Here is a 13705-nt window from a genome sequence, read left to right as displayed (position 1 = left end):
ACAGCGTCCATACTTCTACGAAATCCAAAACGGCTAGGTGCGGGGCTTCACCAGCGGGAAGAGGATGGTCTCGCGGATACCGAGGCCGGTGAGGGCCATCAGGAGGCGGTCGATGCCCATGCCGGTACCGGTGGTCGGCGGCATGCCGTACTCCATCGCGGCGAGGAACTCCTCGTCGAGGACCATCGCCTCGTCGTCGCCGGCGGCGGCGAGGCGGGCCTGGTCGACGAAGCGTTCACGCTGGATGACGGGGTCGACGAGCTCGGAGTAGCCGGTGGCCAGCTCGAAACCGCGGACGTAGAGGTCCCACTTCTCCACCACGCCGGTCACCGAGCGGTGCGAGCGCACGAGCGGCGAGGTCTCGACCGGGAAGTCGCGGACGAACACCGGCTGGTTCAGCTTCTCGCCGACCATGTGCTCCCACAGCTCCTCGACGAGCTTGCCATGCCCGTAGCCCTTGTCCTTGGGGATCTCCAGGCCGACGCGCTCGGCGATCGCCAGCAGCTGCTCGACGGTGGTCTCGTTCGGATTGCCGGCGGGCACGATCTCCTCGCCGAGCGCCTCCGACAGCGACGGGTACATCTCCAGGGAGGTCCACTCGCCGGACAGGTCGTAGGTCGAACCGTCGGGCATGGTCGGGGTCTGGGTTCCCAGCGCGGCCTGCGAAACCTCTTGCACGAGTTCGCGGATCATCTTCGCCGAGTCGTCGTAGGTGCCGTAGGCCTGGTAGGTCTCCAGCATCGCGAACTCGGGCGAGTGAGTGGAGTCGGCGCCCTCGTTGCGGAAGTTGCGGTTGATCTCGAAGACACGCTCGATGCCACCGACGACGCAGCGCTTGAGGAACAACTCCGGCGCGATCCGCAGGTACAGATCCATGTCGAAGGCGTTGGAGTGCGTGACGAACGGACGAGCCGCGGCGCCGCCGTGCAGCGTCTGGAGCATCGGGGTCTCGACCTCGAGGAATCCCCGACGGCTCAGTGCCGCACGGAGTTCGGCCATCACCTTGATGCGGGTGCGGGCGGTCTCGCGGGCCTCCGGACGCATGATGAGGTCGACGTAGCGCTGGCGAACCCGGGTTTCCTCGTTCATGTCCTTGTGGGCAACCGGCAACGGCCGCAACGACTTCGACGCCATCTGCCAATCGTCGGCCATCACCGACAGCTCGCCGGTGCGGGAGCTGATGACCTCACCGGAGATGAAGACGATGTCACCGAGGTCGACGTCGGACTTCCAGCGGCCCAGCGCTTCCTCGCCGACGCCGTTGAAGCTGACCATCGCCTGGAGCTGTGTGCCGTCGCCCTCCTGGAGGGTCGCGAAGCACAGCTTGCCCTTGTTCCGCAGGAAGATCACGCGTCCGGAGACACCGACGTGCTGACCGGTCTCGGTGCCGGCCTCGAGGTCGGGGTAGGCGGCGCGGATCTCGCCGAGAGAGTGGGTGCGCGGAATCGAGACCGGGTACGCCTCGCGACCCTCGGACAGGATCCGCTCGCGCTTCTCGCGGCGGATGCGCAGCTGCTCGGGAGTCTGGTCGTCGGCGTCCGTGGTCTTCTCGGCCGCGGTGGAGGCGGCACTGGTCGGGCTGTCACTCACCCCACGCACACTATCGGGGCCGGTCACCGACCCCCAATTCGCCGCACCTGCTGTGACAGCGATGACAGGGACGACACCGAGGAGGTGCGGGCCGGCTCAGCTCTCGTGTGCGGAGATCATCGCGAGCTCGTCCGGATGGATGCGGCCGTTGACCTTGGCCTGACGCATCCGGCGATGCCCACCGACGACGAACACCGCACCATGGACGCCCCGCGCCTGCAGATGCCAGGCCAGCCACTCGGCCTCGTGGCCGTCCTCGCTGACGAGAATCCAGCGGGAGTCGGTGCGAGCCGCGGTCAGCGACTCGGAGGTGCCGGGGGTGAGACGGTCGAGGACCTCGACGGCATCGATGGCCAGTGCGCCGAACAGAGCGCCGTCGATCTGGCGGCGGCGATGGGAGCGGACGTCCACCGGGGTGGCGCCCTCGGCGACGGCTTTCTTGTAGTCGCTGACCTGCAGCGACAGCGGCGCAGCCGGGGTCGGGGCGACGGTCGGCGCGGTCGCGGCGAAGACGGTGCTGGACAGAACAGGGGTGGCAACCGAAGCGGTCATGAGAGGGATTCCTCAGGTGATCGAAAACGAGCGGGGAGCGCGAAGTAGGGCAGCCGCAGATGCGGTACTAGCCCTGACAACACTCCTGACAGCTCTTGATCACGGCGACGAGTATGCCACAGCCCAGCGCGCCGGACCAGACTCGAGTGGCGATCACCGCACGGGCGGTTGCCAATCCTGAATGCGTCGCAACTGGCCGTTGAGCACCGCGTCGGGGGCGGCCCGCATCGCCAGATCGCGCAACCGGACCGCGGGCGCCGACTGCCACTGACCGACTCTGCCGACGGCCGACGCCTGGCGCGCGATGCGTTGGGTACGACGCCGACGCAGACGGTCGTAGGTGCGCAGAGCATCGTCGACGTCCTGCCCTGCGCCACCCAGCAGCGCGGTGAGGGTTGCCGCGTCCTCCATCGCCTGGTTCGCCCCCTGCCCGAGGTTGGGGGTCATCGCATGGGCGGCGTCGCCGACGAGGACACATCGCCCCCGCACGAAGGCGGCCAGCGGGCGCGCGAGTTGCTCGATGGGCAGCACCCCGACGTCGGCCGGACCGGTCGCGTCGAGGACCTCCCCGATGGGCGCATGCCACGACGAAAAGCGTTGTCGCACCTCGTCGAAACCACCCGTATCAGCACCCTGGTCATAGTTGACCGCGGCGAACCAGTAGACGTGTCCGTCCGGTAACGGCGCGATCCCGAACCGTTGGCCGCGACCCATCGTCTCGCCCGCCGCATCGAGGTCGACGGGCCGCGCCGTGATGGCCCGCCAGGCGACGTAACCGGCGTAGGCCGCGCCGGGGTCGCGTGTGACCGCGGGACGCACCCGACTCCGCAGACCGTCGGCTCCGACGATCAGGTCGCAGCCGTCGATCGTGGTGTCGTCGTCGAGTCGGACGGTCCTGTCGTGCACCTCGCGCACGCCGGTTCCGGTCCGGACCTCGACGCCCGATCCGAGCCGGCCGAGGAGCGCCTCGTGGAGGTCACTGCGCCGCACCACGCGGAGGTCGGCGATCGCCGCCGGGTCGAAGCGGGTGAGCCATCGGCCGTCGGGACGACGGGTTCCGTTCAGCGTGGGCGAAACCTCTCGGGCGTCGGGAACCACGGATCGAAGTCCGAGCGATTCGAGCGCCCGGAGTCCGTTACCGAACAGACTGAGCCCCGACCCGCCCCCACGGACCTCGGACGCCCGCTCGAGAAGCGTGACGTCCGCGCCCGACGACGACAGCCCGGCGGCAGTGCAGAGTCCCCCGATCCCGGCGCCGACGACAACCGCCTTCATGACGTTCTTCTCCACATGGAGAAGAACGGTAGCAGATAGACTTCTCCGTGTGGAGAAATCAGCCGGACGATCGACGCGCGAGACCCTGCTCGACACCGGGCTCGAGCTGATCGGGACGATCGGGATCAGGCAGGCGTCGGCGCGCGCGGTCGAGGACGCATCCGGAGTCCCCCACGGCAGTATCCGTCACCATTTCGGTGGTCAGGACGGTTTTCTCGCCGCCCTCGTCGAGCATGTCTACACCCGCGACGTCCCGGTCGACGGCGAGTCGACCCTCGAGGTGATCGCTCGCTGGCTGGGCGCCGACCGTGTCCGCACTCGTGCACGCTACGAGCTGATGCTGCTGGCCACCCGCGACGAGGTCATGCGCGAACGCATGGTCGCCGGGCGTGACCGGTTCGTCGAGCGCCTCCTCGAGCGCGGGATGCCGCTCGTCGACGCCCGGCAACTCGTCGCAGCACTCGACGGGCTGGTGCTCGACGCGCTGCTGCGTGACTCCGACGGCACCGACGCCGACCACGATCCGACGCGGCTACTGCGCGCGTTCCGGTGAATCCGACCCGGAAACCAAGTCGATCGCGAGGGCGCGCAGGTGACCGGCGAGCTCGTCGACGCCCGGCTGTTCGACAGGGAAGTGCCCGCAACCGGTGAGCAGGTGGATGTCGGTTCGCGCGGCGATCCGTCGTGCGAAGCGGATGCTGATCTCCGGCGGCGTCCAGGTATCGGCCGCCGGATGGACCAGCACCACCCGTGGACCCCGGTAGTTCTCCGGCGCGGGTACCTCGTGGGTCATCAGGTCCGCCAGGAACCCCAGCGAGACACTCGAACCCGCCCCACGCGGATCGTCGATGCAGGCGTGCGAGACCGCAGGGTCGTTGCTGATCCGCGCCATCGGCGCGACCCACCTGATCGGGAACCGCAGTCGAGCGAAGACCCCGATCCGCGATGCGGCCGTCATGAGCGGGAGAAGGCGGATCAGCGCGGGCGTGCGGGATGCGGCTCGTCGGGCAGCCGGATCACCGGCGAGGTCGAGAAGGCAGGTGGCCACGACCGCGGCGACGCGCGCACCCCCGGCCGCGACGTCGTAGCCGAGCATGCCGCCGAGGCTCGCACCGAACACGACGATCGGCCTCGGGTCCCGTTCGGTCTCCGCCGCGATCAGATCGCCGACCAGGTCGATCCAGTCCTGGTATCGCACGCGACCAGGATCGGCGACGCGCGTCCGCCCGTATTGCGGGAGGTCTGGCGCCAGCACGTCGTACCCCTCCCCCGCGAGCACGGCACCCAGTGGCCACACGAGTTCGCCGTGCCCACCACCGCCGTGGAGCAGCAGCACCCGCAGCGGCGCGTCGGGCCGCATCGCGCGCAGGATGTGGACGTCCACCGGACCCGACGGTCGCGTGTCGCTCGCCGGCCACCTCCACCACGACGAGGTGGCCTCGATGTCCGCGGCGGCAGAACGCCATGGCTCGGGCAGGAAGCGTAGGTACGATCCGTAAGTCACACATCCATCGTCGAGCGCCCGCGAACCCGGCACAACTCGCATTCACCGGAGACCTCGGACATGCGGAAAAGACCACGGCAGCAACGCTCTTCGTTCACCGTCGAGGTGATCCTGGAGGCGACGACTCAGCTTCTGGGCACCGAGGGGGCAGCGCTGACGACCAACGGGATCGCCGAGACCGCGGGCGTCTCGGTCGGTTCGATCTATCAGTACTTCGGCGACAAGCAAGCGATCTTCGACGAGCTCGCCGCCCGGCATCTCGCCGCGGCGGAAGCGCAGATGGTCGCTGTCCTCGACGCGCATCCAGTCGAGGCGACCGACTGGCCGGTCGTGCTGCGCGCGGTGATCGCGGTTGCCGTGGCGGAGAACTCGAGTCACGGTCGGGCACACGGGCGACTGCGCGAACTGGCGAGCCCCGGCGTCGTCGGGGATCTCTATGCCGGATTGGCGGACCGGCTGATCGCCAAGCTGGTCGCGTATCTCGTCGCCGACGGCTGGATGCCTGACGAGGCGGAGGCCGACCTACGCCTCATGTTCCCCGCGTTGGACGCGCAGATCCATCAGTTCGCCGGGAGCGGGCTGGACGACGACGAACTCATCGCACGGATCGCGGCGTACACCGAAGGGGCGTTGCGGGGCCGGCGTTGAGCGGGTCTACGACGTCGTCTCACCAGGCCTTCGTGGCTCGTCGCTTGCGCTCCTCGCACCTCAGGCATCGGAGCTGGGTGCGTCGCGCCCTTTCGGATCACGCAGCAGTGGGTGCACTCCTCGCACCTCAGGCATCGGAGCTAGGTGCGTCGCGCCCTTTCGGATCACGCAGCACGACGCTTGCGCTCCTCGCACCTCAGGCACCGGAGCTGGGTACGTCGCGCCCTTTCGGATCACGCAGCACGTCGCTTGCGCTCCTCGCACCTCAGGCACCGGAGCTGAGTGGGTCTGCGACGTCGTCTCACCAGGCCTTCGTGGCTCGTCGCTTGCGCTCCTCGCACCTCAGGCATCGGAGCTGGGTGCGTCGCGCCCTTTCGGATCACGCAGCACGACGCTTGCGCTCCTCGCACCCACGTATGAGGCAGCGCGGTCCGGGGTCTACTTGCCCCGCCGTGGATTCGCCTTCGAGCGCTCGTGGACGAGGCGCAGTCCTTCGAGTGTCAGGTGCGGGTGGTGGTCGGTGAGGGACCGGCATTCGTCGAACATGAGCGGGGCGAGGTAGCCGGTGGCGACCACGGTGACGTCGTCACCGTCGAAGCCGGGCACGGTGTCACAGACGCGGTCGACGAGGGCGTCGACCTGGCCGGCGAACCCGTACAGGATGCCCGACTGCAGGGCCTCGACCGTGTTCTTGCCGAGTACGCTGCGCGGCGGCATCAACTCGACCTTGCGCACGGTCACGGTGTGCTCGGAGAGCGCCTCGACCGCAAGGTTCACGCCGGGGGCGATGGCGCCGCCGAGGAATTCCCCTTTCGCCGACACGGCGTCGACGACGGTCGCGGTACCGAAGGCCACGACGATGCAAGGTCCGCCGTATTCGTGATGTGCGGCAAGGCAGTTGGAGACGCGGTCGGTGCCGACCTCCTTGGGGTTGTCCACCAACAGCGGGACACCGGTCCGCACACCGGGTTCGAGCAGGACGTGCGGTCCGTCGCCGAAATAACGGGGCAGCATGACCCGCAGCTCGCGCAGCAAGGACGGCACCGTCGACAGGGCACTGACCCCGGTGACCTGCTCGATGTCGGAGCCGAGCATGCCGCGGAAGACCCAGGCGAGTTCGTCGGCGGTGTAGTGCGGGTCGGTGTGGATTCGCCAATCACGCACCAGCCGTGCGTGATCCCCCGTCCCGGCATACGCGCCGATGTGGATGTTGGTGTTGCCGACGTCGACGGTGAGCAGCATCGATGAGCTCCGTGTCGTTCGCCGGCGTCAGACCGTCGCGTCGGCGAAGACCGGGCCGTCGAGCTGCCGCGGGTCGAGCAGACCCGAGCCCTCGGGTGCGTGGGCCGGGTCGTCGCCGGATTCGAGGATGCGGTTGTGGTCGTCGACGAAGACGACGTTCGGCGAGTACTCCTTCAACTCGGCCTCGTTCAGCATGCCGTAGGCGATGATGATGACGAGGTCGCCGGGGTGCACGAGATGCGCTGCGGCGCCGTTGATCCCGATGACACCGCTGCCCCGCTCACCGGCGATCGCATAGGTCACCAGACGGGCGCCGTTGTCGATGTCGACGATCGTGACCTGTTCGCCCTCGAGCAGCCCCGCGGCGTCGAGCAGATCCTGGTCGATCGTGACCGAACCGACGTAGTGCAGATCCGCCTGGGTCACAGTGGCGCGGTGGATCTTCGAGGTCATCATGGTGCGCAGCATGGTCATCGTCCCTCTGTCGTGGTGGTGGCGTTGTTCCAGGCGATTTCTTCTTCGAGTGCGGCGAGACCGCCGACGTTCACGCCGACGTTGTCGATGAGACGCGCCGTTCCGAGGCGTGCGGCGACGAGCAGCCGGGCGGCGCCCTTCTCCGGTGCCTCCTCCAGCTGGCGGCCGCGAAGTGCGAGGTACTCGACGTCGATCTCGGGAACGGTGTCGAGCACGGCCTGTGCCGCCGCGACGATCGCATCCGGCCCACCCTCGGCGGAATGGGCACCGGCGACCAACGCCGCCGACAGCGTCGTGGCCAGCTCGCGCTGCTCGGGAGTCAGGTAGCGGTTGCGCGACGACATCGCCAGCCCGTCGGATTCGCGGACGGTCGGGACGCCGACGATCTCGACGTCGAGATCGAGGTCGGTGACCATCTGCTTGATCAGCACGAGCTGCTGATAATCCTTCTCGCCGAAGAAGGCGGCGTTGGGTCCGACGATGTTGAGCAGTTTGAGGACCACCGTCAGCATCCCGGCGAAATGCGTCGGGCGCGAGATGCCGTCGAGGATTCCGCCGGCTGCGCCGGGGTGCACCATCGTCCGCTGTCCGTTGGGGTACATCGACGCGGCGTTGGGTGCGAAGACGAGTTCGACGCCGAGCGGCTCGAGCAGCGCGAGGTCGGCGTCGAGGGTGCGCGGATACGCGTCGAGGTCCTCGTTGGCGCCGAACTGCAGCGGGTTGACGAAGATCGAGACGACGACCACCGTGTTGCCCTTGGCCTTCGCCGCACGCACCAGTTGCAGATGGCCGGCGTGCAGGGCACCCATCGTCGGGACCAGCACCACGCGCTTGCCCGCCGCGCGCAGCGCCCGGGTCACCCGGGTCAGGGTGGCCGGTTCGCGGTGCACGGTCATCTGACCGGCCTTGTAGGTCGGCGTCTCGTCGGACGGGACACTCACGGCATCTCCTTTGATCGGTGGTGTCTGATCGGTGGTCTGGAGCTCGGCGGTGCTCATCGCCCCTCCAGGAGGTCGAGGAGCGCGGCCGGGGCGTCGGTGCGCTCGGCGGCGCGGCGGGCGAGGGTCCGGTATGCCTCGGCGATCCCGTGATCGCCGGACCCGCCGGGCACGGCGCGGAGTGCGGCGAGGTGGCGTCGGACCGCCTCGGCGTCGCCGCGCGCCACCGGACCGGTGAGCGCCGTCGGGCCGAGTTCGAGCACGTTGTTCAACGACGCGGTCACGAGCGGGGTGAGGATGCGTTCGGCGAGCCGCGCACCACTGCCGTCGACGGTCGCGGCGTCGCGTCCGGAGTGGTCGATCGCGGCGTTCAGCGCGGCCACGGCGTCGGAGATCAGCGCGATCAGGTGGTTGGCGCCGTGGGCGAGTGCCGCGTGGTAGAGGGTGCGATCGGTTTCGGCGATCCGCACCGGTTCGCCGCCCATCTCCAGCACGAGCGACGAGGCGATGGCCTCGCCGACCGGGTCGGCGGCGGTGATGGCGAAGCAGGAGTTGGTCAGCCGCGCGGTGTCCTCCGCGGAACCGACGAACGTCATCGCGGGATGCAGGGCCAGTCCGAGGGCCCCGCGGGCGGTGACCGGCGCGAGGATGTCCACGCCCTGGGCGCCGGCCGTGTGGGCGACGATCGTGCCGGGACGCAGCGCACCCGACGCCGCGATCTCGTCGACCACCGCGCTCAGCTGGGCATCCGGCACGCTGACCAGCAGCAGTTCCGAACGGGCGACGACTGCGTCGAGGTCGAGGATCTCCGAATCCGGGAGACGTTGGGCGGCACGGGCCCGCGATTGAGGCGAGCGGGCGACGACCGCGCCGACGACGTGGCCGGCCTTCTCGAGGGCCTCGCCGAGTGCGGTCCCCACGCGTCCGGCGGACACGATGCCGACCGTGAGGCGGGCGGGGGCAGGCAGATTGGAGGTGCCGGGAAAGGGATCGGACCGGACCGGATACGGGCGGTCACCGAACGCGTCCGCGGCAGTGCTGCCGTGGGCGTCGTCGCCTCCGGTCGGCCGTGCAAACGGCACGCCGGGATCACCGGTCGGTGAGGTCACCGCTGTCCTCCATGGTTCGTTCCAGTCCCGCCTTCGCCGGGTTCCGCGTGGACGGAGTTCTCTCCACGGCGGCCTCGGCACGGGTACCAGACGTTGCAGAGCAAGGGTAGGACTCTCTCGGCGGTCCGAGCCAACTGTGTGACAGGTGTCACCCGTCAGTCCCCGCCGACCCCTCCGGCCGCGGCGGTCCGCCGGACGACAGACGAGGCTGTGACCTGCGCCGAACCGGCGTACGCTGAGGCCGTCCGAGGCGTTCATCGCTCCATCGCCAGACCTCAGGGGGTCCGCAGATGAGCCTGCCAGCGGGTACCGAATTCGCCGGGTACACGATCGTGCGCAAGATCGGCGCCGGCGGCATGGGGGAGGTCTACCTCGCGAAACACCCCCGGCTCCCCCGCCTCGATGTCATCAAGGTGCTCGCCGAGCACGTGTCGAACGATCCGACGTTCCGGGCGCGCTTCACCCGCGAGGCCGACCTGGCCGCCCAGCTCGACCATCCGTGCATCGTCAGCGTCTACGACCGCGGCGAGGTCGACGGCCGGCTGTGGATCTCGATGCAGTACGTGGCCGGCACCGATGCGGCGGCCCTCGTCAAGGCGTCCCCGGGAGGTCTTCCGCTCGACGACGTCGCGGCGGTGAGTGACTCGATCGGCGCCGCCCTCGACCATGCCCATCGCCACGGGCTGCTGCACCGCGACGTCAAACCCGCGAACATCCTCATCAGCGCAACCGAATCCGACCCCGGCGACGCGGAGGAGCGTCGTATCCGATTGGCGGACTTCGGGATCGCCCGCCAGACCGACGGGGGTACATCGCTGACATCGGCCAACCTGGTACTCGGTTCCTTCCCCTACTCGTCACCCGAACAGCTCTCGGCAGAAACCCTCGACGCACGCAGCGATGTCTACTCGCTGGCCTGTTCGACTTTCGAATTGGTCACGGGCACAGTACCGTTCACCGCCCGCACACCGATGATGATGATCCATCACCACCTCACGACACCCCCGCCCGACGTGTCGTCCCTGCGCCGCGGCCTCCCGCCGGCCGTGTCGGAGGCGGTGCGCCACGGGCTGGCCAAGAACCCCGCGGACCGACCGCCCTCGGCCGGCGCGTTCGCCGCCGAGTTCCGGCATGCGGTCGACACCACCGGCTTCTTCCCCTCCCCGCTTGCCGGTACCGCTCCCCCGCCCCGAGCCCGGATGGGAGCGAGTACTCCGATTCCAACGCAGACCCGGACGATGCGTATCCGCGGGGCCTTGCCACCGACCGAGGCCGCCGGCCTGAGTACCGCACCGGCACCACCCCGACCCCGGCCCGCCGACACCGGACACGTTCCGCCGGCGTCCTCACACGGTCACGGGTTCCCCGTGGCGACGGCGTACTCGGAACTCCCCGGGCACACGGTCCCCGGCCCCGCCCTTGAGTCGACGATGATCCGGGCCTCCGCCGACCTGCATGTGATCGAGCCCCCTCCGCCCGAAACCGACCCGGCGCGCTACACGACGGCATCACTGGCCTGCGGAATCGCGGCGGTGCCGCTCAGCGTCGTCGGAGGCTTCGGCCTGCCCGTCGGTGTTGCCGGTTGGTACCTCGCCGGTCGCGGCCGCGCCTCCCCGGCGGCACGACTGGCCCGGACCCTGTGCGTCCTGGGAATGCTCCTCAGCCTCGGGTTACTCGGGTTCACCATCGTCCGGGCCATCGCCCTGCAGTTCTGACACCCGGCGGGTGCCGCTGAAAAGCGCCCCTGAATTCTGCCCGGCGTCGAAAACCGCCCCTGAAAAGCGCGCCCCGTTTCCGCCCAGCGTCGAAAACCGCCCCTGAAAAGAACCCTCAGCAGCGCCGCCGACGACGCCGATCGCTCGCGGAGGGATTCCGGAGGGCGGATACCAGGGGCGCTTTTCAGACCGGGGCGGTTCCCAGGGGCGCATTCCAGGGGCGCTTTTCAGACCGGGGCGGATACCAGGGGCGGTTTTCAGACCCGGGTGGACGCCACGGGCGCTTTTCAGCGGGGTCGACGCCCCGTGCCACGGCGGAGGGTCAGAGCTGGTCGTCGGTGTACGTCGTCGGCTCGGGTCGGTCCTGTCGCGCCAGCGCACCGATCACCGCGTCGACGATCCACAGCGTCACCACGCCGGCGATGATGTCGACGGCGTCGTCGAACGGCGACCGGAAACGCGGCGAGAAGGGATCGAGGACCTCGGCCGCGGGCACCCCGAGGAGATCGCCGGTGCCGTTCACGATCGTGTCCACCGGATTCGCCGCCCACCCCTCGTAGGCATTGATCGCGAGCAAAGCGATGACCGGAATGGCGAGAACCCACCAGAATTGTCTCCGGCGTGCGATCGACCACGCGACGATCAGCAACACGACCCATGCGGGCATGTGCTCGGAGCAGAAATTGAGAATGCCGTATTCGCCCGAGCGGACCAGCACCGGCACCTGACCACCCCAGAAACCCAACGCCCCGATCGCCCCGACCGGGACCGCGATGGCCGCACGGACCACACTGCGTGACCAGAACGCGAGCACCAGGACCATGTACACGGGCATCAGCGCAGTGAGGGTCCAGATCAGGATCAGGCTCGTCGCCGGCCCGTTGGCGACATAGTCCGCGTAGTACTCCGGGAACGGGGTCTCGTTGAGCGGATCGAAGGTGAACAGCCACAACACCATCGGCCACCACGCGAGCAACGGCAGGAACAGCGACGCACTCACCAGCGACCGTTTGATCGCGGAGCCGCGGTCGGTGTGGCGGACCGGCACCCAAGCGGTGCCGGCCCGGTCGACCAGACCGGGCTCACCGCCTGCCAGAGCTCCGCTCATGCGGGCAGTCTAGGGCGATCGTCCAACTTCGATGGCACGTATTCGCACCTAAGTCACAAAACTGATCCAACCGGATGACGAAACTGATACGAATTCGCCGAATCGTCTGCCGAAAGCAGCTTTCGGACCACGGGAAACAGATATTTTTCGTCCGCGTCGACCCATTCCGGAGGTGATCGGACCGGCAATTTTCGACATGCTTCGGTCAAGCTCGAAAAACCCGAAAATGAATTCACTTACCGGCGAGAAATGGTGATCCGGCGATTTCGTCCGGGCGGCGCGGCGATGCGCAGGGTCAGCCCTCGCGACGCCGGCGCCCGCCACCGGTCGTGCCGGACTGCTGGCGCAGCTGGCTGAGCAGTTCGGAGACCGGCAGGCCCGCCGAATGTGCCGACTCGGAGTCGTCGTCGGCTGCGCGTCGACGGCGGCCACCACCATAGGCCGAGGCGGGGCGTCCGTCGTTTCCTTCGTGACGACCGGCAGCACCGAGGAACGCGGGGGCCACGTCCTCGGAGCTCGAAGCCTCTTCCTCGTCCGGCGCGGGACCGGTCTCGGCGCTCTCGGCGGTCTCGGCCGGGGCCTCGGAGCTCGCAGCGGTCGCCCACTCGTCGGTCGGGGTCTCATCGGTGTAAGCGGCCGAGTCGTCGGTAGTGCGCGAATCGTCGACGATCTCCGCGTCCGACACATCGTCGGCTGTGTCGGTGTCGGCGGTCGAGGACTCATCGGCCCCCTGGGCGAACGGTGCCGAACCGGCGGAGTGCTGGTCGACCTCCTCGACGGGGACCTCGGTGGCGATGCGACCGGAGATCGGGTCGTCAGTGATGACGGGGATGACCTCGGTCATCTCGTTCGGGTCGACCGGCCCGGTGTGGCGACCGTCGTCCGCGGTCGGCGCGGTCGCCGCGAAGTCGCGTGCGGCGCGCAGGCCGTCGTCGTCGTAGGTCGAGCGATAGGGCGGGACGCCGCCGAACTCCCCGCCGAAGGAACCCGCGTGGGCGCCGGACAGACCGGAGGCGAGCTCACGCATCTTCTCGTTCGACAGCGCGGCCCGCTGATCCGGGAGGGGTTCTCCCAGAAGCATTTCCAGACTCGAACGCAGTGCGAGCACCTGGGCCTTGAGCTCGGAGAGTTCCTCGTTGGACTCGGCGGTGATCTCCTTGCGGATGGTCGTCTCGACATCGAGCTCGTACTGACGACGCGCGGCGATCTCCCGCTCGAGTTGCAGTTCGTAGACCAGCCGGAGGTCCCTGCTCTTGGCCTCCGCGCTCTCGGCCTGCCGCCGGAACTTGGTCACGAGGATCGCGCCGATGACCGCCGCCCACAGGGCAGCGATGACCGCCAGCGAGCCGAGGATCGACAGGCGGTCGGTGAAGACCATCAGTACGCTTGCCGCCAGGGCGAGCACGATCAACAGACCGAGCAGCCATTGCGCCGCCGACCGACTGGAGCGTCGCGAGTCGGCAGAACGGCCGTTCGAGGTCGTCATGATCGTGAACTTACCCGCTGTCAGTACATTCACACGCGAACCGGGTCGGAGTTTCTCAGATCGG

The 13705-nt window shown here is 68.8% G+C and carries 13 protein-coding genes; 3 read left to right on the top strand and 10 right to left on the bottom strand.

Translation table 11 applies throughout. The annotated features are described in order from the left end of the window. Positions 1–33: 33 nt before the first annotated feature. The 3 genes from lysS to M1L58_RS17235 form a co-directional block, all read right to left on the bottom strand. The gene (gene lysS, locus M1L58_RS17245; protein ID WP_006866259.1) at positions 34–1617 is read right to left on the bottom strand and encodes a lysine--tRNA ligase; all 1584 of its coding nucleotides are present in this window, start codon (positions 1615–1617) and stop codon (positions 34–36) included. 69 nt (positions 1618–1686) lie between these two features. Continuing rightward, on the bottom strand, positions 1687–2142 hold the full coding sequence (locus tag M1L58_RS17240; protein WP_006866260.1) for a hypothetical protein: 456 nt from the start codon (positions 2140–2142) through the stop codon (positions 1687–1689). Positions 2143–2295: 153 nt separating this feature from the next. Then, positions 2296–3417, bottom strand: a complete 1122-nt coding sequence (locus M1L58_RS17235; protein ID WP_248659820.1) for an FAD-dependent monooxygenase — start codon at positions 3415–3417, stop codon at positions 2296–2298. A gap of 49 nt (positions 3418–3466) precedes the next feature. Between M1L58_RS17235 and M1L58_RS17230 the strand changes: the two genes are divergently transcribed. Beyond that, entirely contained in the window at positions 3467–3970 is a 504-nt protein-coding gene (locus tag M1L58_RS17230; RefSeq protein WP_248659819.1) for a TetR/AcrR family transcriptional regulator, read from the top strand. On the opposite strand, the gene M1L58_RS17225 is transcribed toward M1L58_RS17230, so the two are convergent. Then, a complete protein-coding gene (locus M1L58_RS17225) occupies positions 3950–4921 on the bottom strand; it encodes an alpha/beta hydrolase (RefSeq protein WP_374112743.1) in 972 nt (323 codons plus the stop codon). The two genes, M1L58_RS17230 and M1L58_RS17225, sit on opposite strands and share 21 nt — an antisense overlap. 60 nt (positions 4922–4981) lie before the next feature. Here M1L58_RS17225 and M1L58_RS17220 point away from each other — a divergent pair, with 60 nt between their 5' ends. Beyond that, positions 4982–5569 carry a TetR/AcrR family transcriptional regulator gene (locus tag M1L58_RS17220; RefSeq protein ID WP_248659818.1) on the top strand — a complete coding sequence of 196 codons (588 nt, stop codon included), beginning with the start codon at positions 4982–4984 and terminating at the stop codon, positions 5567–5569. A gap of 438 nt (positions 5570–6007) precedes the next feature. On the opposite strand, the gene M1L58_RS17215 is transcribed toward M1L58_RS17220, so the two are convergent. From M1L58_RS17215 to M1L58_RS17200, 4 genes are read right to left on the bottom strand one after another with little or no spacing between them, the layout of a single operon-like run. Next, positions 6008–6811, bottom strand: a complete 804-nt coding sequence (locus tag M1L58_RS17215) for a type III pantothenate kinase (protein ID WP_154884103.1) — start codon at positions 6809–6811, stop codon at positions 6008–6010. Between the two features lie 27 nt (positions 6812–6838). Further along, positions 6839–7279, bottom strand: a complete 441-nt coding sequence (gene panD / locus M1L58_RS17210; protein WP_040535733.1) for an aspartate 1-decarboxylase — start codon at positions 7277–7279, stop codon at positions 6839–6841. A 2-nt stretch (positions 7280–7281) separates the two neighbouring features. Then, a complete protein-coding gene (panC, locus tag M1L58_RS17205) occupies positions 7282–8283 on the bottom strand; it encodes a pantoate--beta-alanine ligase (RefSeq protein WP_248659817.1) in 1002 nt (333 codons plus the stop codon). Beyond that, a complete protein-coding gene (locus M1L58_RS17200) occupies positions 8280–9332 on the bottom strand; it encodes a Rossmann-like and DUF2520 domain-containing protein (RefSeq protein WP_248659816.1) in 1053 nt (350 codons plus the stop codon). Before M1L58_RS17200 ends, panC begins: the two co-directional genes overlap by 4 nt. 290 nt (positions 9333–9622) lie before the next feature. Here M1L58_RS17200 and M1L58_RS17195 point away from each other — a divergent pair, with 290 nt between their 5' ends. Next, a complete protein-coding gene (locus M1L58_RS17195; protein ID WP_248659815.1) occupies positions 9623–11047 on the top strand; it encodes a serine/threonine-protein kinase in 1425 nt (474 codons plus the stop codon). A 322-nt stretch (positions 11048–11369) separates the two neighbouring features. On the opposite strand, the gene M1L58_RS17190 is transcribed toward M1L58_RS17195, so the two are convergent. Together M1L58_RS17190 and M1L58_RS17185 are read right to left on the bottom strand one after the other, a co-directional pair. Then, complete coding sequence (locus tag M1L58_RS17190) at positions 11370–12155, bottom strand: hypothetical protein (RefSeq protein WP_006867991.1); 786 nt, start codon at positions 12153–12155, stop codon at positions 11370–11372. A 295-nt stretch (positions 12156–12450) separates the two neighbouring features. Next, positions 12451–13641 (bottom strand): DUF6779 domain-containing protein, encoded by a 1191-nt coding sequence (locus tag M1L58_RS17185; protein WP_248659814.1) that lies wholly within the window; start codon positions 13639–13641, stop codon positions 12451–12453. Between the last annotated feature and the right edge of the window lie 64 nt (positions 13642–13705).

The sequence above is a fragment of the Gordonia sp. C13 genome (genome assembly GCF_023218005.1).
Lineage (GTDB): Bacteria > Actinomycetota > Actinomycetes > Mycobacteriales > Mycobacteriaceae > Gordonia > Gordonia namibiensis.
This window is presented reverse-complemented; position numbering and strand designations above follow the sequence as displayed.